At 70.8% G+C, this 21,528-nt stretch carries 19 protein-coding genes; 6 read left to right on the top strand and 13 right to left on the bottom strand.

Going from position 1 to position 21,528, the window contains the following annotated elements:
* From ASD90_RS07925 to ASD90_RS07890, 8 genes are all read right to left on the bottom strand, one after another.
* Window positions 1-729: a FadR/GntR family transcriptional regulator gene (locus ASD90_RS07925; protein WP_255358548.1), complete on the bottom strand. Its 729-nt coding sequence runs from the start codon at window positions 727-729 to the stop codon at window positions 1-3.
* Window positions 730-782: 53 nt separating this feature from the next.
* Window positions 783-3,254 (bottom strand): FAD-dependent oxidoreductase, encoded by a 2,472-nt coding sequence (locus tag ASD90_RS07920; protein ID WP_056753685.1) that lies wholly within the window; start codon window positions 3,252-3,254, stop codon window positions 783-785.
* A complete protein-coding gene (locus ASD90_RS07915) occupies window positions 3,251-4,105 on the bottom strand; it encodes a choline kinase family protein (RefSeq protein WP_235506425.1) in 855 nt (284 codons plus the stop codon). Before ASD90_RS07915 ends, ASD90_RS07920 begins: the two co-directional genes overlap by 4 nt.
* A gap of 98 nt (window positions 4,106-4,203) precedes the next feature.
* Entirely contained in the window at window positions 4,204-5,796 is a 1,593-nt protein-coding gene (locus ASD90_RS07910; RefSeq protein ID WP_056754674.1) for an amino acid permease, read from the bottom strand.
* 193 nt (window positions 5,797-5,989) lie between these two features.
* Entirely contained in the window at window positions 5,990-6,808 is an 819-nt protein-coding gene (locus ASD90_RS07905; RefSeq protein ID WP_056753679.1) for a Cof-type HAD-IIB family hydrolase, read from the bottom strand.
* Between the two features lie 18 nt (window positions 6,809-6,826).
* Window positions 6,827-7,924: a branched-chain amino acid aminotransferase gene (locus ASD90_RS07900; protein WP_056753676.1), complete on the bottom strand. Its 1,098-nt coding sequence runs from the start codon at window positions 7,922-7,924 to the stop codon at window positions 6,827-6,829.
* Window positions 7,925-8,054: 130 nt separating this feature from the next.
* The gene (locus tag ASD90_RS07895) at window positions 8,055-9,119 is read right to left on the bottom strand and encodes a 3-isopropylmalate dehydrogenase (protein ID WP_056753673.1); all 1,065 of its coding nucleotides are present in this window, start codon (window positions 9,117-9,119) and stop codon (window positions 8,055-8,057) included.
* A gap of 142 nt (window positions 9,120-9,261) precedes the next feature.
* On the bottom strand, window positions 9,262-9,342 hold the full coding sequence (locus tag ASD90_RS07890) for a 3-isopropylmalate dehydrogenase (protein ID WP_081633825.1): 81 nt from the start codon (window positions 9,340-9,342) through the stop codon (window positions 9,262-9,264).
* 304 nt (window positions 9,343-9,646) lie between these two features.
* Between ASD90_RS07890 and ASD90_RS07885 the strand changes: the two genes are divergently transcribed.
* Window positions 9,647-10,936, top strand: coding sequence for an AI-2E family transporter (locus tag ASD90_RS07885; protein WP_056753670.1), 1,290 nt, complete (start codon window positions 9,647-9,649; stop codon window positions 10,934-10,936).
* A 39-nt stretch (window positions 10,937-10,975) separates the two neighbouring features.
* Here the strand turns inward: ASD90_RS07885 and serA are convergent, their stop codons facing one another.
* Window positions 10,976-12,559, bottom strand: coding sequence for a phosphoglycerate dehydrogenase (gene serA, locus ASD90_RS07880; protein WP_056753667.1), 1,584 nt, complete (start codon window positions 12,557-12,559; stop codon window positions 10,976-10,978).
* A 303-nt stretch (window positions 12,560-12,862) separates the two neighbouring features.
* Between serA and ASD90_RS07875 the strand changes: the two genes are divergently transcribed.
* Window positions 12,863-13,627 carry an SDR family oxidoreductase gene (locus ASD90_RS07875; RefSeq protein ID WP_056753665.1) on the top strand — a complete coding sequence of 255 codons (765 nt, stop codon included), beginning with the start codon at window positions 12,863-12,865 and terminating at the stop codon, window positions 13,625-13,627.
* 73 nt (window positions 13,628-13,700) lie between these two features.
* Here ASD90_RS07875 and ilvC read toward each other — a convergent pair whose 3' ends face one another.
* From ilvC to ASD90_RS07860, 3 genes are read right to left on the bottom strand one after another with little or no spacing between them, the layout of a single operon-like run.
* Window positions 13,701-14,729 (bottom strand): ketol-acid reductoisomerase, encoded by a 1,029-nt coding sequence (ilvC, locus tag ASD90_RS07870; RefSeq protein ID WP_056753662.1) that lies wholly within the window; start codon window positions 14,727-14,729, stop codon window positions 13,701-13,703.
* A gap of 57 nt (window positions 14,730-14,786) precedes the next feature.
* Entirely contained in the window at window positions 14,787-15,299 is a 513-nt protein-coding gene (ilvN, locus tag ASD90_RS07865) for an acetolactate synthase small subunit (protein ID WP_056753659.1), read from the bottom strand.
* Between the two features lie 2 nt (window positions 15,300-15,301).
* Window positions 15,302-17,161: an acetolactate synthase large subunit gene (locus tag ASD90_RS07860; RefSeq protein ID WP_056753653.1), complete on the bottom strand. Its 1,860-nt coding sequence runs from the start codon at window positions 17,159-17,161 to the stop codon at window positions 15,302-15,304.
* Between the two features lie 324 nt (window positions 17,162-17,485).
* On the opposite strand from ASD90_RS07860, the gene ASD90_RS07855 reads away from it, so the two are divergent.
* From ASD90_RS07855 to ASD90_RS07845, 3 genes are read left to right on the top strand one after another with little or no spacing between them, the layout of a single operon-like run.
* On the top strand, window positions 17,486-18,169 hold the full coding sequence (locus tag ASD90_RS07855; protein ID WP_056753650.1) for a GNAT family N-acetyltransferase: 684 nt from the start codon (window positions 17,486-17,488) through the stop codon (window positions 18,167-18,169).
* Window positions 18,166-19,158 (top strand): GNAT family N-acetyltransferase, encoded by a 993-nt coding sequence (locus tag ASD90_RS07850; protein WP_056753647.1) that lies wholly within the window; start codon window positions 18,166-18,168, stop codon window positions 19,156-19,158. The genes ASD90_RS07855 and ASD90_RS07850 overlap by 4 nt, the downstream gene beginning before the upstream one ends.
* 9 nt (window positions 19,159-19,167) lie before the next feature.
* Complete coding sequence (locus ASD90_RS07845; RefSeq protein WP_056753644.1) at window positions 19,168-19,590, top strand: SRPBCC family protein; 423 nt, start codon at window positions 19,168-19,170, stop codon at window positions 19,588-19,590.
* A 124-nt stretch (window positions 19,591-19,714) separates the two neighbouring features.
* Here the strand turns inward: ASD90_RS07845 and ASD90_RS07840 are convergent, their stop codons facing one another.
* A complete protein-coding gene (locus tag ASD90_RS07840) occupies window positions 19,715-20,533 on the bottom strand; it encodes a phytanoyl-CoA dioxygenase family protein (RefSeq protein WP_056753643.1) in 819 nt (272 codons plus the stop codon).
* Window positions 20,534-20,660: 127 nt separating this feature from the next.
* On the opposite strand from ASD90_RS07840, the gene ASD90_RS07835 reads away from it, so the two are divergent.
* Window positions 20,661-21,491, top strand: a complete 831-nt coding sequence (locus tag ASD90_RS07835; RefSeq protein WP_056753639.1) for an AraC family transcriptional regulator — start codon at window positions 20,661-20,663, stop codon at window positions 21,489-21,491.
* The last annotated feature ends 37 nt before the right edge of the window (window positions 21,492-21,528 follow it).

The following is a 21,528-nucleotide window of genomic DNA, read 5'->3' as shown; positions in this document are numbered from 1 at the left end:
TCAGCCGATGAGGCCGCGGAGCAGTGCGGAGGTGGCATCGCAGTGCTCCTCCATGACCGCCCTGGCTCGTTCCGCGTTCCCGCCGAGGATGGCCCCGACGATCTGGTCGTGCTGGGCGTTGGAGTGCTCGATGTTGCGCCGGAGCACCGGGATCGCCATGAGCATGTCGTGCAGGGCCGCCTGCGACCGTGTGACGGCGTCGATCAGCATCGGCGAGCCCGAGAGCGTCGCGACCGCCAGGTGCAGTCGGGAGTCGGCGACGCGGTGCGCGGCAGCGTCGAGGGCCTGGTCCACCTCGGCGAGGCAGTCGGTGAGCCAGGCCCGCTGGTCACCGGCGAGCGGCTGCGTGGCGGCGAGCCAGGCGGCGCCGGGCTCGACGACCCGGCGGAAGGTCAACGCGTCGCGCATCGCCGCGCCGCTGCGCACGAACGCTCCGGTCGTGCTCGACGGGAGCTCGGCCGCATCGGTGACCCAGGTGCCGCCGCCACGACCGCGTCGGGTCAACACGAGCCCCGAGTCCCGCAACGCGGCGATGGCCTCGCGCAGGGTGTTGCGACTGACGCCGAGACGTTCGGCCAGCTCACGCTCGGGGGGCAGCTGCTCACCACGGGCGAAGACGCCGAGCCGGATCGCGGTGGCGAGCTGCTCGACGGTGCCCTCGAAGACGTTGCCGGACGCCGGGCGCAGCACGACGTCCGGCAGGGACGGCTGTCGTTCGGCTGCGCTCACGTGTCGATCCAATACCGTCACCTCCACCTCGTCAATGGTCTGAGAAAGAACCATTAGTGCGTGTCGGACGCCGTCCGGCCGAGTCGTAGCCCGTGCGGGTCGAGCGGCGGTCGGAGGCCGACCGTCAGGGGGTGGCGATCCCCTGCCACGTCGACCGTCCACTCCCCCGTGCGTACCCAATCGCCCGTCGCCTCGCCCGCCTCCCGGTCACCCACGAGCGCCAGCCCGACGCCGGCCCCGACGGTGGCACCCCAGGCAGCGCTCGTCACCTGGCCCACGGGCCGCCCGTCTCGCAGCACGAGCTCACCACCCCACGGGTATGCCGTCGGGTCCCCCACGACGAACGACACGACACGTCGCGGCGGGGTCACGGCCCGGGCGGCCTCGACGGCCGTGCGTCCGAGGAAGTCGACGTCCGTGGCGAGCTTGCAGACGAAGGTCAGCCCCGCCGCCACCGGGCCGGTCTCGGTCGTCAGCTCGCGCCCGAACGCGCGGTAGCCCTTCTCGAGCCGCATCGCCTCGATGGCGTAGTAGCCGGCGGCCCGGATGCCGAGGTCGGCCCCGGCCCGGAAGAGCTCGTCGTACACGCCGGCCGCGAGCTCGGTGGGCACGTAGAGCTCCCAGCCGAGCTCGCCGACGTACGTGATGCGCGTGGCCCGCACGAGAGCCGACCCGAGACGCACCTCGCGGCTCGTGCCGAACGAGAACGACCCGTCGTCGAAGGGGTCGTCCGACACCGTGGACAGCAGGTCGGCCGAGCGCGGTCCCATGACGCCCAGGACGGCATACGCGCTCGTGACGTCGACGACGCTGGCATCGACACCGACGGGCACGTGACGCCTCATCCAGTCGAGGTCACGCACGGTGGTCGCCGCGCTGCTGACGACGAGGAACTCCCGCTCTCCGGTGCGCGTCACGGTGACGTCCGACTCGTAGGTGCCGCCCTCGTTGAGCATCCCGGTGTAGACGGTCCGGCCCACCGGCACGGCGACGTCGGCGGTGCAGATCCACTGCAGCGCACTCTCGGCGTCCGCGCCGACGACGACGTACTTCGAGAAGGACGTCTGGTCGAAGACGGCGACCGCCTCGCGCGTCGCCCGCTGCTCCGCGACGCACCAGTCGACCCAGGTCGGCCGCTCCCACGAGTAGTCGATCGCTGGCGAGTCACCCTGGGGCGCAAAGACGTTGGCCCGTTCCCAGTGGTTGCGGGTGCCGAGGACGGCGCCTTGCGCGACGATCCTGTCGTGCAGCGGCGAGAGCCGCTGCGGGCGCCCCGTCTCGGGCTCGCGGTTCGGCCAGGGCACGGCGTAGTGCAGGCCGAGCATCTCGACGACCCGCTCTCGGAGCCAGGCGTCGTTGCCGGCGAGCGGCGAGAAGCGCCGGATGTCGGCACCGATGAGGTCCAGGGTCGGACGCCCCTCGACGACCCACTCGGCCAGGGCCCGGCCGGCTCCTCCCGCAGTCGCGATCCCCACCGAGTTGAAGCCCGCACCGACGAAGAAGCCCGGCAGCTCCGGCGCCTCCCCGATGACGAACTGGTTGTCGGGCGTGAAGCTCTCGGGACCGTTGTAGAACTTGCGGATCCCCGTCTCGGCGAGCACCGGGAGTCGGTGGACCGCACTCTCCATGAGCACCTCGAAGTGCTCCCAGTCCTCGTCGAGCAGCGCGAACTCGAAGGGGTAGGGGATGCTGTCGGGCGACACCCACGGCTTCGCAGCGGGCTCGAAACCGCCGACGAGGAGGCCACCGACCTCCTCCTTGACGTAGGTGTACCCGTCAGGATCCCGCAGCACCGGCAGGTCGCGGTGGACTCCCTCGACCGGCTCGGTCACGACGTAGAAGTGCTCCGCCGAGTGCAACGGGACGTTGACCCCGGCCATCGCGCCGACGGCCCGGGCCCACTGACCGGCGCAGTTGACGACGACGTCGGCCTCGACGTCGTCGTGGTCGGTGCGCACACCGGCGGCGCGGCCGTCGCGCGTCAGGACGCCGGTGACGCGGACCTGTTCGGCGATGCGCACCCCGAGCTGCCGTGCCCCCTTGGCGAGGGCCTGGGTCAGGTCGGTCGGGTTCGCCTTGCCGTCACCCGGGAGCCAGATGGCCCCGACGAGGTCGTCGACCCGGATGAGCGGGTAGCGCTCCCGGGCCTGCTCGGGCGTCAGCAGCTCGCAGTCCAGGTCGTATGCCGCCGCACTGGCCGCCGTGCGCCGCAGCGCGACCATGCGCTCCGCCGTGCGGGCCACGGTCAGGCCGCCGCAGACCCGGTAGCCGGTGCCGAGCCCGGTCTCCGCCTCGAGGCGCGAGTAGAGGTCGGTCGAGTACTGGACCAGGCGGGTGCCGGCCTCGCTCGCCCGCAGCTGCCCGACGAGTCCGGCGGCGTGCCACGTCGTGCCGCACGAGAGGCTCCCCTGCTCGAGGAGCAGCACGTCGGTGCGGCCGAGATGGGCCAGGTGGTAGGCGACGCTGGCGCCGATCACACCGCCGCCGATGACGACGATCTCTGCGCGAGAAGGGATCTGGGTCATCGCCGCGCTCCCGGGTCGTCACCCGCGCCGGCGTCGAGGAGATCGTCGAGACGACGGCTCGTCAGCAGGGCCGCGGCGGGCTCGAAGCGCTCCGTCGTGAACGCCCAGAAGTCGGCGTCGAGGTCGGACACCCCGTGCTGGATGGCGCCCCAGAGGGTCCAGGCGTACTGGCCGGCGAGCCCCCAGAGCTCGGCCCGCGCGAGCAACCGGTCACTGACACGGCCGTGGTAGGCCTCCACGAGCTCGACGAGGTGGTCGTGCCCGAGCCGCGACTCGCCCACGAGGTTGCCGAGCTCGAACGCGGCCTCGTTGGTGCCGGAGTACTCGTAGTCGATGATCCGGACGTCACCGCCGTCGTCGAGGAAGTTCGCGGCGAGCAGGTCGTTGTGGCACGGCACGAGCGGGTCCGGATGGACCCGCAAGGCCTGCTCGACGCGCCCCGCCGCGCTGTCCAGCAGCCAGTACCCCTCGGGGACCCGCAGTCGCCGCTCACGGACGATGGCGGCATACGACCGCTGGATGTCGAACATGTCGAAGCGCGAGGCGAACCGCGGGCCGGCGTGCAACCGCCGCAGGGACGCCGCGATGCGGCGCAGGTTGGCACCCACGTCCGCGGCGGCGTACGTGCGCCCCGGGAGGAACCCGACGACGAGGATCCCCTCTCCGGGGACGTAGTCGACGACCGGCGCACCCACGCCGGCCTGCGCCGCCGCGATCGAGTTGAGCCACTCGTGCTCGTGGTCGACGGCGAGGAGGGCGCTCGTCGGGGACGAGACGCGCACGACGACGTCGAGGTCGCCCGATCGCACCCGGTAGTTGTGGTTGGTGAGCCCACCGGGCAGTTCCGTCACCTCGCTCGGCTGTCCGGCGTGAGACAGCCGAGCGAGGGCGGTGGCGAGCTGGTCGGCCGGGCCGGGAGCGGGGCCAGGCCGTGCCCGCGGCTTCGTCGTCACTCGCTGAACGCGTCGACGACCTCGGGGTCGATGTTGGTCTTCGGACCCTTGAACCAGTGGCGGGCCGAGATCTGCCACCACACGCCGAGCACGAGGAGAGACCCCAGCGTGAGGATCGGCGCGTAGTTGACGAACTTCCACTCGAAGCCCTCGCTGAAGGGCACACCACCCGGCACGAACGGCAGGATGAAGTAGACCGAGATGATCGCGATCTCGATGACGGCGACGAGGTTCATCCACTTGTACTTGGATCCGTTGGTCCACGACCCGGGCACGAAGTCGTCGCCCATCTTCCAGCGCAGCCAGATCGGGATGAGGAACGCCAGGTAGAGGCCGATGACGGCCACCGAGACGACGGCGTAGAAGGCCGTGGGCACGATGAGCGGGGCCTCCTCGGTGCCCACGTTGACCTCGACGAGGGCAGGCAGCGTGATGATCGCGCTCACCACGCCGACGAGCATGACCGCGTTGGCCGGTACCTTCGCGCCGGTCAGCGTCGACCACAGGCGAGAGCCCGGCACGGCGCCATCGCGACTGAAGGCGAACGTCATGCGCGAGGCACTCGTCATGCACGACGTCGAGCAGAAGAACTGCCCGACCGCGGAGATCGTGAGGATCGCCGCCGCCCACTTCGAGTCCATCGCGTGCGTGAAGATGTAGGCCACTCCCCCGCCGCCCACGCCGGCGTTGTCGGGCTCGCCGTCCGCGCCGTCCGGAACGGCGAAGAGGAAGCAGAGCAACAAGATCCAGCCGCCGATGGCGGAATAGAAGATCGAACGCCAGATCCCTTGTGCCGCAGCCTTCGACGCGGCGGCCGTCTCCTCCGACAGGTGCGCGGAGGCGTCGAAGCCGGTGATCGTGTACTGCGTCAGCAGCAGACCGAACGGGACGACGAGGAGCCAGTACGTCGGTGAGCTCGTCGAGCCGTCGGCGTAGCCGGAGTTGTTGAACCTCTCGGTGAAGACGTAGGAGAAGCTCTGGTGGTTGTCGGGCACGACGATGAGGATGAGGATGATCGCCGCGGCGCCGACGACGTGCCACCACACCGAGACGTTGTTCATGATCGCCATGAGGTGGCCGCTGAAGATGTTGAGGACCGCGGCCGCGACGAGCACGACGAGGAAGATCCAGAAGACACGCGTCAGCGAGTAGCCGTCGGCATATCCCTTGGACCACGTGCTGAGGGCCAGGTCGATGAAGGTCGCACAGCCGTAGGCGACGGACGCCGTGACGGCGACGAGGCCGATGAGGTTGAGCCATCCGGTGAAGAAGCCGGCGCGTGCGCCGCCCATCTTGCTGGCCCACCAGTAGATGCCGCCCGAGGTGGGGTAGGCCGAGACGAGCTCGGACATCGTCAGACCGATGACGAGGATGAAGGCGGCCACGATCGGCCAGCCCCACGAGATCGCGATCGGGCCGCCGTTGTTGAAGCCCTGGCCGAACGTCGTGAAGCACCCGGCGAGGATCGAGATGATGGAGAAGGAGATCGCGAAGTTCGAGAAACCCGACCACGAACGGTCGAGCTCCTGCTTGTAGCCGAGTTCCGCCAGGCGGCGTTCGTCGTCGGAGAGACCAGTTGCCTGAGCCATGCCCTGCACTCCCATCTTCGGTATGAAGTTGGACCGATGCTAGCGCCGCGCATGGCGACCGAACAGACTTCGGAACGACCTCTTCTGTGCTGGGACAGGCGCATTTCCGACGCGTTTCACAGCGGTGACCGCCCCAAAGGAGCCACAACAGACCATTCGGACAGCAGACCCTGGCGCGGGAGACGTCGAGGCGTCAGAGACCGAGGGCCCACTCCAGGGTCCGCGCGACTCCGTCCTCGTCGTTGGACGCACACGTGCGTGTCGCCGCCGCGCGGACGTCGGGGTGGGCGTTCGCGACGGCCCACCCGACTCCGGCCCACTCGAGCATCGGGATGTCGTTGGGCATGTCTCCGAAGGCCCACACGTCCTCGGCCCGGATGTCGGCACGGCCGCACCACCGCACGAGTCCCGCCGCCTTGGTCACGCCCGGGGCCGAGATCTCGGCGAGGCCGCCGGTGCCCGAGTGCTGCACGAGGGCGCGGTCACCGAGCACCTCGGCCACCCGCGGGATCACCTCCTCCTCGGGCAGGTGATCGGTGCGGGCGAGCAGCTTGCCGACCACGGCCTCCGGCGGCAGGTCGTCGATGGGCGCGGGCACGAGGTCGGCCGGCACCCAGCGCGGGTGCAGCTCCGGGTAGTTCGGCTCGGTGTGCACACCGTCGCGGAGCTCGGCGCTGAAACCGATGCCCGGCACGGCGGCCCGCAGGTCCGCGACGATCTCGAGCAGCAGCGCTCGCTCGAGCGGGTAGGACGCGATGACGGTGCGCGTGCGCACGTCGTAGTCGAAGGCGCCGTTGGCACTGATGACGGTGCCGTCACCGCCGACGGCGTCGGCGAGCGGGTCGAGCCACCGCGGTGGACGTGCCGTGACGAAGACGACGCCGATGCCGGCGGACTCGACGTCGCGCAGCGCGGCACGCGTCCGCGGGGAGATCGCGCCGTCGGAGCGCAGGAGCGTCCCGTCGAGGTCCGTGGCGACGAGCCGCGGCCTCCGGACCGGGCTGTCATGCACGAACGCCGCTCCTGCTGCTCAGACGAGCTGGGTCAGCCAGCCGTGGGAGTCCTCGGTCCGGCCGTACTGGATGTCGAGGAGCTTGGCGCGGACGGCCTCGGCGTAGCGGTCCTCGTGGCCGTCGCGCCGGTGGTCGACGGAACCGCCTTCCCAGCGCAGCTCGCCGACCGGGGTGACGACGGCAGCCGTGCCGCACGCGAAGATCTCGACGATGTCGCCGCTCGCCGCGCCCTCCTTCCACTCCTCGATCGGGATGCGCCGCTCCTCGGGCTCGAGGTCGAGCTCCTTGGCGATCTCGAGGATCGAGCTGCGGGTGACGCCCTCGAGGATCGTCCCGGTGAGCTCGGGCGTGATGATGCGCCCGTCCTTGGTGACGAGGAAGAGGTTCATGCCCCCGAGCTCCTCGATGTACGTCTGGGTCGAGGAGTCGAGGAAGACGGCCTGGTCGCAGCCGTGCTCGATGCCCTCGAGCTGGCCGGCGAGCGAGCTGGCGTAGTTGCCGCCGCACTTGGCGGCTCCGGTGCCACCCTCACCAGCACGGGCGTAGTCGGTCGAGATCCAGAGGGTGACGGGCTTGAGGCCACCGGAGAAGTACGCGCCGGCCGGGGAGGCGATGACCGAGTACGTGACCTGCTGGGCCGGTCGCACGCCGAGGAAGGCCTCCGAGGCGAACATGAAGGGGCGCAGGTAGAGGCTCTTCTCCCCCGCGTCGCCGGCCGGCACCCAGGCCTGGTCGACGCCGACGAGCTGGCGCAGGGACTCGATGAAGTCGGCCTCGGGCAGCTCGGGCAGCGCGAGACGGCGGGCCGAGCGGGCGAAGCGGGCCGCGTTGGCCTGAGGGCGGAAGGTCCAGATCGAGCCGTCGGCGTGACGGTAGGCCTTCATGCCCTCGAAGATCTCCTGGGCGTAGTGGAGCACCGCCGCGGCCGGGTCGAGCTGGAAGGGACCGTAGGGGCGGACCTGCGCGTCGCCCCAGCCGCCGTCGGCGGTCCAGGTGGCGACGACCATGTGGTCGGTGAAGGTCTTGCCGAAGCCGGGGTTCTCGAGGATCTCGGCGATGCGCTCGGGCGACGTGGCGTCGTCGCGGCGCGTCACCTCGAAGGACAGCTGGGTCATGACAAACCTCCAGGAGCAAAATCAGCGGTGATCCGAATGTCAGGCTATCGCCCACATCGTGAGACGCAGAAGTGGCCCCTCCCCGACGGGGAGGCGCAGGTTTGCCTTCCGGCCGGCCCGGGCGCCCCCGTCAGAGGCGCGAGACGACCGCGTCACCGACGGCCGTGGTGCTGCGGGCGGCGGCGCCTCGCTCGGCCAGGTCGGCGGCGACGGCGGCGTCCACGCGGGCGGCCTCTGCGTCGAGGCCGAGGTGGGCGAGCAGCATGCCGACCGAGAGGATGGCCGCGGTCGGGTCGGCCTTGGACTGGCCCGCGATGTCCGGGGCCGAGCCGTGGACGGGTTCGAACATGCTCGGGGTCGTGCGAGCCGGGTTGATGTTGCCCGACGCGGCGAGCCCGATCCCGCCGGCGATGGCGGCGGCGATGTCGGTGAGGATGTCTCCGAAGAGGTTGTCGGTGACGATGACGTCGAAGCGCCCGGGGTCGGTCGCCATGAAGATCGTCGCTGCGTCGACGTGCTGGTAGGCGGTCTCGACGTCGGGGAACTCGGCACCGACCTCCTCGACGGTGCGGCGCCAGAGGTGCCCGGCATACGTGAGGACGTTGTGCTTGTGCACGAGAGTCAGGTGGCGACGCGGTCGGGCCTGGGCGCGGGCGAAGGCATCGCGGACGACGCGCTCGACGCCGTAGCGGGTGTTGACGCTGACCTCGGTCGCGATCTCTGCCGGTGTGCCGACGCGGAGGGCGCCGCCGTTGCCGGTGTAAGGCCCCTCGGTGCCCTCGCGGACGACGACGAAGTCGATGCCGTGTGGCGCGACCCGCGCGACGTCCAGCGGGCTCGAGACCCCGGGGAAGAGCTTGGCCGGGCGCAGGTTGACGTAGTGGTCGAGGGCGAAGCGCAGCGGCAGCAGCACGCCCCGCTCGAGGACCCCGCTCGGGACGGTCGGGTCGCCGATGGCGCCGAGGAGGATCGCGTCGTGGCCGCGCAGCTCCTCCAGGACCGAGTCGGGCAGCGTCTCCCCGGTGGCGTGCCAGCGGCGGGCACCGAGGTCGTACTCGGTCGTCGCGAACGACGGACCGCCCTGACCTGTGACCGCCTCGAGGACCTTGAGACCTTCGGCGACCACCTCGGGACCGATGCCGTCCCCGCCGATCACGGCGATGGAGTACGCGTCCTTGACCAGCGTCTGTGCCATGCCGTCAGCCTAGAACTCGTCTTGTGATGTGGAATCTACGTCTCATTTGTTGAACGCATGACGAAGGCCCCTGCCGGTTCGGCAAGGGCCATCGTCATGAGTCGCGTTGCGGCCCAAGGGAACTCACATGGACTGGTGGAGCTCAGTCCTCGGTGTGACCCTGGTCGCGCAGGTCCATCGACTCCTGCAGGGCCTGACGGGCGGCCTTGGCGTCTTCGCTCATGGTGATCACGTTCTTTCGAGTTGCGTGCGTCTGGGTGGTCTCAGGTGGCTCCAGCCCGGGTGGGCGAACCGGTCAGCAGGAGGGTGCGCGGGATCTCCGCGGCGAGGTGCTGACTACCTGGACTCGCCGCGGCTGGGAATAAGTACGACCTGCCGCGTCATGCGTTTCACGGTACGCCGGGCTACCCATCGGTAAAGGGGGTTTCCACTGGATGAGACGCGGTGTCCGCCATTCGTCCGGACCACCCCCGCGGATCGTGTCGCGCATCCCCCGCTCGTCCTGCCCGTGGCCGTAGGCTCGCCGCGTGAGCGCCGACCACCCCGACGCGACGGCCGCCCCCTCCGGCAGCACCGCTCGCCACCACGCCGAACACCCGGACCACCGGGCCGCCGCCTCGCGCGCCCGGCACACCAGCCACGCCGTGCCCGGGGTGCCCTTCGACGACGGGGCGCGGTGGATCGCGATAACGCCCGGCAACGCCCGCCGCATCATCGTCACGGTCTTCGTCGCGATCGTGCTGCTCTCCGTGGCGACGTGGGCCTTCCACGCGATGGGCAGCTTCCTCTTCCTGCTGCTGCTCGCCTGGCTGCTGTCGATCGCGATGGAGCCGGTCGTGCTGTGGCTGAGCAAGCGCGGCATGAAGCGCGGGCTCGCCACCGGGCTGACGATGCTGGGGATGCTCCTGCTCTTCGCCGGCCTCGCCGAGCTCTTCGGCCAGGTCTTCGTCTCGCAGCTCTCCCAGCTCGGGTCGCAGCTCCCCTCGGCGATCACCTCGGCCATCGACCGGATCAACTCCACGTTCGGCACGCAGTTCGACATCGAGCAGATCCAGAAAGCGGTGAGCCTGACCCCCGACAAGCTCGGCGAGCTGGCGGGCAAGTACGGCGGCGGCATCATCGGGATCTTCGGCTCGGTCATCATCTTCCTCTTCGACGCCCTGACGATCCTCGTCTTCGCCTACTACTTCTCCGCCGACAGCCCGCGGCTGCGCCAGACCATCGGGTCGTGGCTGCCCCAGCGCTACCAGCGCGTGTTCATCACCGTGTGGACGATCTCGGTGGAGAAGACCGGCGGCTACGTCGTCTCCAAGCTCGTCCTGGCCTCGCTCTCGGCCGTCTTCCACGTCGCGTTCTTCTGGTTCATCGACGTGCCGTTCTGGCTGCCCCTCGGCATCTTCGCCGGCATCGTCGGCCAGTTCATCCCGACGATCGGCACGTACATCGGCGTGGCGCTGCCGGCCCTCTTCGCCCTCCTCGACAAGCCGATCAACGCCGTGTGGATCGCCGCCTTCGCGACCGTTTACCAGCAGCTCGAGAACTACGTCTTCACCCCACGCATCAGCCGCCGCACCATGGACGTGCACCCGGCCGTCGCGCTCGGGTCGGTCATCGCCGGTGCCGCCCTCTTCGGGCCGATCGGCGCCCTCATCGGCATCCCGATCGCCGCGGTCGCGCTCGCCATCGTCGACACCTTCAGCAAGCGCCACGAGCTCGTCCCCGAGCTCGCGGGCCTCGAGGCCGCCGACGAGGACGACGAGGACGACGAGGACGACGACGAGCCCGCCGACGACACGGACGCCGCGCGCCGCAGCTGACCGCCCCCACCTCGCGCCGGCGCGGCCGGCGGCCGTGGCTCAGTCCTGCAGGCCGATGACCGAGAAGGTCTTGGCCTCGATGACCTCCGAGAGCTCGGCCGCCAGTGCGGCAGGGACGGCGCTGTCGACGTTGAGCACGCCGATGGCCCGGTCGTCCTGACGCGAGACCTGCATGCCGCCGATGTTGATACCGGCGTCGCCGAGGATGCGGCCGACGGCGCCGATGACGCCCGGACGGTCGGAGTACTCGAAGACGAGCATGTGGTCCGAGAGCGGGACCTCGAGGTCGTAGCCGTTGACGCCGACGAGCTTCTCGACCATCTTCGGGCCGGTCAGCGTGCCCGAGACCGAGACGACCGAGCCGTCGGCGAGGGTGCCGCGCAGCGTCGTGACGTTGCGGAAGTCGCCGGAGTCGGGGTCGGTGACGAGGCGCACGACACACCCGCGCTGCTCGGCGAGGACGGGGGCGTTGACATAGGTCACGGGGTCCTCGACGACGTCGGTGAACAGGCCCTTGAGGGCGACGAGCTTCCACACGCTGACGTCGTGGGCCGTGATCTCGCCGCGGACGTCGACGTCGAGCTGGGCCGGCACGCTGCCGGACACGGCCGTGAAGATGCGACCGAGCTTCTCGACGAGCGGGATGCCCGGGCGGACCTCCTCGGCGATGAAGCCGCTGCTGACGTTGACGGCATCGGGGACGAGCTCGCCACCGAGGGCGAGGCGCACCGACCTGGCCACGGCGATGCCCGCCTTCTCCTGGGCCTCGTCGGTCGACGCGCCGAGGTGCGGCGTGACGACGACGGACTCGTGCTCGAAGAGCGGCGACTCGGTGGTCGGCTCGGTGGCGAAGACGTCGATGCCGGCGCCGGCCACGCGACCCTCGGCGATGGCCCGCGCGAGGGCGGCCTCGTCGACGATGCCCCCGCGCGCGGCGTTGACGATGCGTACCGACGGCTTGACCTTCGCGAGCGCCTCCTCACCGATGAGACCCAGCGTCTCGGGCGTCTTCGGCAGATGGATGGTGATGAAGTCGGACTGGGCGAGCAGCTCGTCGAGGCCGACGAGCTGGGCGCCGAGCTGACCGGCCTTGGCGGGCGACGCATAGGGGTCGTAGGCGACGATCTTCATGCCGAACCCCTTGAGCCGCTCGGCGACGAGGGCGCCGATGCGGCCGAGGCCGACGACGCCGACGGTCTTGTCGAGCAGCTCGACGCCGGAGTACGTGCTGCGCTTCCATGCTCCGCCCTTGAGGGCCTGGTTGGCCGGGGCGATGTTGCGCGCCGTCGCGAGGAGCAGGGCCACGGCGAGCTCGGCGGCTGACGTGATGTTGGAGGTCGGTGCGTTGACGACCATGACGCCGGCCTGCGTGGCCGACTGGACGTCGACGTTGTCGAGGCCCACACCGGCCCGGGCGATGACCTTGAGGTGCTTCGCGGCGGCGATCGCCTCGGCGTCCATCTTCGTGGCCGAACGGATGAGGATCGCGTCGACGTCGGCGAGCGCCGGGAGCAGCTCGTCGCGGTTGGCCCCGTCGACCGAACGGACCTCGAAGTCGGGTCCCAGCGCCTCGATCGTGGCTGGTGACAGCTCTTCGGCGATGAGAACGACGGGCTTGCTCACAAGGGAATCCCTTCCGGACGGGGCGGGGCCACACGCACGACAGGGGGCGCGGGCCGTCGGCGGCACCGCGATGTGCCGTCGGCGAGTCTAGGCCGTCGCACTCGTAGAATCACGACATGTAACCAACATGTGAACAACAGGTCGAGCCCGGTCGCCGTATCAGTGGCTGGAACGTCGATCCCGTATGCCGGACCGTCCCGGCGCGCGTCCCGCCGGGTTGGCGGTGCCGCCCGGGGCGACCCGACGGGATCCCGGACCGCCGGAGCGTTGCGTGCTGCCCGGGCGGCACGTCAGGGTGGGGTCATGCGCATCATCGTGACGGGGGGCGCCGGCGACCTCGGGTCCCGGGTCGTCCGCGAGCTCACGGCTCGCGGGCACCAGGCGGTGCCGGTGAGCCGGCGGACCGGGGTGGACCTGACCACCGGTGACGGACTCGACGCCGCCCTCTCGGGCGCCGACGCCGTCGTGCACTGTGCCGACGACACGTCGCGCGGGGACACCGTCACGGTCTACGGGACGCGACGGCTTGCCGACGCGGCCGCCGACCGAGGGGTGCACCTCGTGCACATCTCGATCGTCGGCATCGACGACCACCCGATGGCCTACTACCGACGCAAGCTGCGCGCCGAGCAGGGCATCGAGGCGGCCGGCGGCCCCGCGACGGTCCTGCGCGCCACCCAGTTCCATTCCCTCGCAGCCTTCTTCGCCCGCACGCTGAGCACCGGACCGATCACCGTGACGATCGGTGACACGGCCTTCCAGCCGGTCGACACGGACTTCGTCGCCGGACGCCTCGCCGACCTCGCATCGGGAGCGCGCCCGACGGCATACGCCAGGGCGACGGACGTCGCCGGCCCCGACGTGCTGACCGTGGGTGAGCTCGCGACCCTGCTGCGCGCGCACCGGGGCGCCTCCGCCCCGAGAGTGGTGCGCCTCCCCGCCATCGGCGGCGTGCTCCGGGCGTTCGCCGAGCGTCGCAACGTTCCCTTCCCGGGTGACGCCCAGACCGGCGGCCCCACCTTCGCCGCCTGGCTGTCCACGCAGCCGGACCGCCTGAGCGGCCGCTGAGGGCCGTCGGCGTCGACGCGAACGGCCGGCGTCCCCACGAACGGGACGCCGGCCGTCGGGCCGTGAGGTCGGGTCAGCGCGCCGCGCTGCCCTCGACGTAGTCGGAGTCGGTCTGCTTGACCCAGGCCATGAGCTTGCGCAGCTCGCGGCCCGTGCCCTCGATGGGGTGCTGGGCACCCTTCTCGCGCAGCTGCTTGAACTCCGGTGCGCCGGCGTCCTGGTCGTCGATGAAGCGCTTGGCGAAGGTGCCGTTCTGGATGTCGCCGAGGACGGCCTTCATGTTCTCCTTGACGTGCGGGTCGATGACGCGCGGACCCGAGACGTAGTCGCCGTACTCCGCCGTGTCGGAGACCGACCAGCGCTGCTTGGCGATGCCGCCCTCGATCATGAGGTCGACGATGAGCTTGAGCTCGTGGAGGCACTCGAAGTAGGCGACCTCGGGCTGGTAGCCCGCCTCGACGAGCGTCTCGAAGCCGTACATGACGAGCTGGCTCGCACCGCCGCAGAGGACGGCCTGCTCACCGAAGAGGTCGGTCTCGGTCTCCTCGGTGAACGTCGTCCTGATGCCACCGGCACGCAGGCCACCGATCGCCTTGCCGTACGCCTTGGCGAGGTCCCACGCGGTGCCCGACGCGTCCTGCTCGACGGCGAGGAGCACGGGCACCCCACGGCCGTCGGCGAACTCGCGGCGCACGATGTGGCCGGGACCCTTGGGGGCGACCATGAGCACGTCGGCGTCGGCCTCGGGCTTGATGTAGCCGAAGCGGATGTTGAAGCCGTGGCCGAAGAGGAGGGCCGCGCCGTCCTTGAGGTTGGGCTGGATGTCGTTGGCGTAGACGGTCCGCTGCACCTGGTCGGGAGTGAGGATGACGACGAGGTCGGCCTCCTTGACGGCGTCGGCGACCGACGTGACCGTCAGGCCCTCGGCCTCGGCCTTGGCCTTGCTCTTGCTGCCCTCGGCGAGGCCGACGCGGACGTCGACGCCGGAGTCGCGCAGGTTGAGTGCGTGGGCGTGGCCCTGGCTGCCGTAGCCGATGACGGCGACCTTCTTGCCCTGGATGATCGACAGGTCGGCGTCGTCGTCGTAGAACATCTCGGCCATGGTGGCCTTCTCCTTCGGTTGCGGTGTGCGGTGGGTCTGGTGGTGGTGTCGCGGGCGTCAGGCGCTGCGCAGGCTGCGGTCGGTGATCGAGCGTGAGCCACGGCCGACGGCGACCATGCCGGACTGGACGAGCTCCTTGATCCCGAACGGCTCGAGCACGTCGAGCAGGGCACGGAGCTTGTCGGAGGTGCCCGTCGCCTCGATGACGATCGCATCGGTGGTCACGTCGACGACCTTGGCCTTGAACAGCTGGATCGTGTCGATGACCTGGCTGCGGGTGGCCGGGTCGGCGCGGACCTTGACGAGGAGGATCTCGCGCTGCACCGAGGCGTGCGGGTCGAGCTCGACGACCTTGAGCACCTCGATGAGCTTGTTGAGCTGCTTCGTCACCTGCTCGAGGGCCGCGCCCTCGACCTCGACGACGACCGTGATGCGCGAGATGTCGGGCAGCTCGGTCGGGCCGACGGCGAGGGAGTTGATGTTGAAGCCGCGACGGGAGAAGAGGGCCGCGACCCGCGTCAGGACGCCGGGCTTGTCCTCGACGAGGACCGACAGGGTGTGCTTGCTCATGATCAGTCCTCCCGCTCCCAGACCGGCGCCTCGTGGCGGGCGGCCTGGATCATGTCGTTGCTGACGCCGGCCGGCACCATCGGCCACACCATGGCGTCCCGGTGCACGATGAAGTCGATGACGACGGGACGGTCGTTGGTCTCGAGCGCCTGCTTGATGACGGCGTCGACCTCCTCGGGCGTCTCGGCGCGCAGGCCGAGACAGCCGTACGCGTCGGCGAGCTTGACGAAGTCGGGCACGCGCTGGTTCATCGGCTGGAGGTCGGTGTTGGAGTAGCGCTCGTTGTAGAAGAGCGTCTGCCACTGCCGCACCATGCCGAGCGAGCTGTTGTTGATGATCGCGACCTTGATCGGGATGTTGTTGATGACGCAGGTCGCGAGCTCCTGGTTGGTCATCTGGAAGCAGCCGTCGCCGTCGATGGCCCAGACGGTGCGCTCGGGCTCGGCGACCTTGGCGCCCATGGCTGCCGGGACCGAGAAGCCCATCGTGCCGAGACCACCGGAGTTGATCCACGCGTTCGGGCGCTCGTACTTGATGAACTGCGCGGCCCACATCTGGTGCTGGCCGACACCCGCGACGTAGGTCGCCTCGGGACCCGTGAGCGCGCCGATGCGCTCGATGACGTACTGCGGCGAGAGCGTGCCGTCCTCGCTGTCGGTCCAGCCGAGCGGGAACGTCTGTTTCCAGTCGGCGACCCGCTCGCGCCAGGCGGCGTAGTCCCATGCGTCGGGGCCGGCGTCGGCGGTGGCGCGGTCGAGCGTCACCTGCTCGATGAGGTCCTTGATGACCTCGCCCACGTCACCGACGATCGGCACGTCGGCGATGCGGTTCTTGGAGATCTCGGCCGGGTCGATGTCGGCGTGGATCACCTTGGCCTCCGGGGCGAAGGTCGACAGCTGGCCGGTGACCCGGTCGTCGAAGCGCGCCCCGAGCGTGATGAGGAGGTCGGACTTCTGCAGGCCCGTCACCGCGGCGACCGTGCCGTGCATGCCGGGCATGCCGAGGTTGAGCGGCTCGCTGTCGGGCACCGTGCCCCGCGCCATGAGGGTCGTGACGACGGGGATGCCCGTGAGCTCGACCAGGCGGCGCAGGGCCTCGCTCGCGCGGGCCCGGACGACCCCACCGCCGACGTAGAGGATGGGCCGCTTGGCCGCGGCCATGAGGCGGGAGGCCTCGCGGATCTGCTTGCCGTGCGGGCGCAGCACCGGGCGGTAGCCGGGCAGGTCGATCTGCGGCGGCCAGCTGAAGGTCGTCGTCGCCTGGAGCGCGTCCTTGCTGATGTCGACGAGAACGGGACCCGGGCGGCCGGTGCTCGCGATGTGGAACGCCTCGGCGATGGCCTGCGGGATCTTGGCCGGGTCGGTCACGAGGTAGTTGTGCTTCGTGATCGGCATCGTGATGCCTCGGATGTCGGCCTCCTGGAAGGCGTCGGTGCCGATGGCGGCACTGGCGACCTGCCCGGTGATCGCGACGACGGGCACGGAGTCCATGTGCGCGTCGGCGAGCGGGGTCACGAGGTTCGTCGCGCCGGGGCCCGAGGTCGCCATGCAGACCCCGACCTTGCCGGTCGCCGACGCATACCCCTCGGCCGCGTGGCCGGCGCCCTGCTCGTGGCGCACGAGGATGTGGCGGACCTTCTTGGAGTCGAGCATCGGGTCGTAGGCCGGGAGGATCGCACCACCGGGGATGCCGAAGACGGTGTCGCAGCCGATGGCCTCGAGGGAGAGGACGAGCGCCTGCGCCCCGGTGACCTCACGGGCCGGCGTGACGGGCCCGACGGGCTTGGCCTCCGCCGCGGGTCGGGGACGGGCCAGGGAGGCCACGTCGGCGGGCGAGGGCGCCTGCTTCGTCGTGTCGCTCACGATCTCTTCCTTGTCTCGAGCACTGCGTGGTGATGCCGGTTCGGCCTGACTCAACCCACAAAAAAACCCTTCGGTCCCGCGGTGGGACGGAAGGGAGCGCGCTGACCGTTCGAGCTGGTCGGCGCGCTAGGGAAGTACGAGGAGTCGGGCCACGTGACAACCGTCCTACCAAGCCCCAGCGGTGTCAATCGACCATCTCGGGCGTCTCAACATGTGACCTCGTGATCTCACCCACTGTCACCTCGCGGTGTCGCGCCTCCCTGCCGGCACCCGCGCGCGAAAGTCGGTTGTCGTCGGCGCGGGCGGCTCGGGACACTGACCGGCATGACGAGCACCGTTACCGACCTCCTGCCCGCTCTCGGCCTGCGGGTCGTCGCGGGACCGGTCGAGCTGCGGGGCCTCGGGGACGACGACCTCGGGGCGCTCGCCGACCTCGCCGCCGCGGGTATCCACGCCGAAGACCGGATGCCCTTCTACCACCCGTGGACCGACGCCGAGCCCGAGGCGCTGCGGCGCCAGGTCGCGCAGTACCACTGGCGCTGCCGGGCGGACTTCTCCCCCGCCTCCTGGGACCTCAACCTCGGCGTGTGGCACGAGGGCACGCTCGTGGGGACGCAGGGGTTCTCGACGCGCGACTACCTCGTCACCCGTACGGGCGAGACCGGCTCCTGGCTGGGGATGGCCCACCAGGGCCGGGGCATCGGCACCGCCATGCGCCGGGCGATCTGCGCCCTCGCCTTCGACCACCTCGACGCTGAGGAGGTCACGTCCGGCGCCTTCACCGACAACCCGGCCTCACTGGCCGTGAGCCGCAAGGTCGGCTACCACCTCGGCGGGCAGACCCGGCTGCGCCGACGCCAGGGCGAGCTGGCCGTCAACCAGCAGCTGGTGCTGCGACCCGACGACCTCGTCCGCGGCGAGCACCCCGTCACGGTCGAGGGCCTGCCGGCCTTCCGACGCGCCATCGGCCTCGACACCGACACCCCTTCCCCCGAGGAGACCTCATGAGCACAGACACCTCGAGCGACCCGACCACCCGGACGGGTCCGCACGCACCGGTGGAGCTGCACCTGCCCCGGACGGCGGCGACCCTGAGGAGCCGCCCGTTGACGCGGGAGGACGCGCCCGCGGTCACGCGGCTCATGGCGGCGTGCGAGCAGCACGACGTGGGTGAGGTCCTCATCGAGGAGGCCGACATCGCCGGCGACTGGCAGCGACCGGCGTTCGACCTCGCCACGCAGTCGATCGGCGTCGTCGACGGGGAGCGCCTCGTCGCGTACGCCGAGGTCTACAAGGGGCGCTGGGCGGACGCGGCGGTCGACCCGGCCCACCGCGGGATGGGCATCGGGACCGCGCTGTCGCGCTGGACCCGCACCGTCGGTGCCCGCGACGGCGGCACGATCGTCGGCCAGCCGGTCCCCGGCGACTCCCCCGGCGAGCACCTGCTCTCGTCGCTCGGCTACCGCACGCTGTGGACCTCGTGGGTCCTCGAGCTGCCGGCCGGGCAGGCGATCGAGCCGCAGCCCGTTCCGGACGGGTATGCCGTCCGCGAGCCGCGCGACGAGGACGACCTCCGCGCCACGTGGACCGTCAACGAGGACGCCTTCCTCGAGTGGTCCGATCGCGAGCGCGCGACCTTCGAGGAGTGGACCGCCAACGTCTCGCGTCGACCCGGCTACGAGCCGTGGCAGCTGCGGCTCATGGTCGACGCCTCCGACGACGTCGTCGGCATGGCCTTCGTCGTCGTCTCGAACGGGTGCGCCTACGTCGACAAGCTCGCGGTGCGGCGAGACGAACGCGGCAAGGGGCTGGCCCGGGCCCTGCTCGTCGATGCCTTCGAGGTCGCCCGGACCCACGGTGGTGAGCGCTCCGAGCTGTCGACCGACTCCCGCACCGGCGCACTCGGTCTCTATGAGAAGGTCGGCATGCAGGTCACGTCGGTGTGGCGCCACTGGGCGGCCGACGTGACGCCGGGACCGGTGGCCGACGAGGCTTGAGGAGACGCCGTGGAGCAGCACACGAGCATCGACATCGACGCCCCCGTCGCACGCGTCTGGGCGGTCGTGCGCGACGTCGAGCGCTGGCCCGAGTGGACCGATTCGGTGCGCTCGGTGACGCTGCTCGACGACGGGCTGCGCGTCGGGGCGCGGGCCCGCATCGACCAGCCGCGGATCCCGACGACGGTCTGGACGGTCACCGGACTGACCGAGGGGCACGACTTCACGTGGGAGGCGAGCGGGCCCGGCACGCTGACGACCGGTCGCCACGGCGTCGAGGCCACCGGACCCGGCACCTGCCGGGCGACGCTCTCGATCACCCAGTCGGGCTGGCTCGGCTCGCTCGTCGGGCGCGGCTACCGCTCGCTCACCGAGCGCTACCTCGCCATGGAGGCCGCCGGCCTCAAGGCCCGCGCCGAGTCGGGCGGCTGAACAGAGTCGGCGAGAACCCCTGGCCCCAGCTCGGCGAACCCCCACCGACGCAACACACCGAGCAAGTCCCGACGCACCGGGATCGGATGCCGGTGCGTTGTGACCTGCTCGGTGTGTTGCTGAGTCAGCGGGTCAACACGGGGTTGGCCGGCGACGCCGCGACGTCGCCCGGTGCGAGACCGGGCAGCCACGAGGCGAGGTCGTTCGCCTGGGCCGGGTTGGCCGGTTCGAGGACCGACAGGCCGTCGGCGAACCAGATGACCGTCATGACCTCGCGCATCCGGCTCGAGGAGTTGCCGAGAGCCTTGTGCACGGTCCAGCCGGAGTGGAAGGACGCGTCACCGGCGCGCATCGCCACCGGTTCGTCGACGACGAGTCCGCGCTCGGAGACGAGTCCGTCGAAGTGCTCCTCGGACGCGTCCGAGATGCCGATGTCGCTGAGCGGCCCGTCGACGTGGCTGCCGCTGGCGAAGGCCAGCCCGCCGTGGGCGGGCGTGATGTCGACGAGCGGCATCCACATCGTCAGGCACCGGGAGCCGTCGAGCGGCCAGTACATGGCGTCCTGGTGCCACGGCGTGTAGCCCCCGCCCGGCTCCTTGAAGAGCGCCTGGTCGTGGTAGAGCCGCACCCGCGGCACGCCGAGCAGGCGTGCGGCGACGTCGGCGAACCGCGTCGCCATGACGAAGCGGGCCACCGCCTCGTCGTGCCGCCAGAGGTTCATCACCTGCAGGAACGCCATGCCGTAGCTGTCACGCTCGGCGAGGGGCCGCGTCTCGGTGCTGAGGCGCTCGACCGTCGCAGCCACGGGCCCGCGGTACGCAGCCGCCTCGTCCTGCGTCGCCACCTGTGTCAGGCGCACGTGGCCGTTCGTGCGGTACGCCGCGACGGCGTCGTCGCTGACGGGGTATGCCGTGGTGAGCGCAGGCAACAGGTCGGTGGGCATGGTGTCGCTGGTCCTCCGTGGATCGTGAACGACCCGAGTGGTCGTCGTGGAGTCCAGCACACCAGCCGGTCCCTCGCACGACCCGGAACGTCGTGGGCATAGGGGAACGATCTGGTTCGATGACCTCATGGACGATCAGAGGAGGCACGCCGCCTCGCGGGTCCCTGCAGGTCGCCTCGGCGAGGTGCTCGTGGCCGGGGGCATCACGGGCGGAAGCGGCCTGCCGGTCGGCACGACACGGAGGCACCCGACGTGGGGCCTCACCTTCGTCACGGCGGGCACGGGCCGCTACCGCGACGGGCTGCACGACGAGGCCGTCGGGCCGGGCACGCTCGTCGTCGTCCACCCCGGCCATCCGCACTGGTACGGCGCCGACCGGGGTGGCTGGGACGAGGTCTTCGTCGTGTTTGACGGGGTCGCGTTCGAGCTCGCGCGCCGACGCGGGGCGCTCTCCCCGACCCGACCGCTCGTCCACGGGCTCCCGGTCACCCGGTGGGGTCACCGCTTCGGGACCTACGGGGAGCGGACCCGCCCGCGCACCGTCGAGGGTCGCGACGCCGAGGCCCTCGACCTGCTCACGGCGCTGCTCGAGGCGAGCGCCACCGCGGCCGACCCGAGTGGTCCGCGCGAGCCCGATCGACGCAGCTGGCTCGACCGGTCCGTCGAGCTCCTCGACCGCGACCTCGCCGAGCCGCTCGACCTCCGGGCCGTGTCCGCGCAGGTCGGCATGGCCTATGAGACGTGGCGGCGCCGGTTCCGGTCCGAGACCGGCACCAGTCCGTACGCCCACCGGGCCGCGCGCCGGCTCGAGGCCGCGACCGACCTGCTCGTCCACACCGGGCTCGGCACCCGGGACATCGCGGCCGCGACCGGCTTTAGCGACGAACGGCACCTCATCCGGCGGTTCCGCGAGCACACGGGACTGACGCCCCGCGCCTTCCGCGACGCCGGCCACTGACCCGGCCACACGGCATACGACCTCCGCCTGCAACACA

Origin of the sequence: Terrabacter sp. Root181 (genome assembly GCF_001428505.1) — a bacterium.
Classification (GTDB): Bacteria; Actinomycetota; Actinomycetes; order Actinomycetales; family Dermatophilaceae; genus Terrabacter.
The sequence above is the reverse complement of the archived record's forward strand: the minus strand, read 5'-3'. Positions and strand labels throughout refer to the sequence as shown.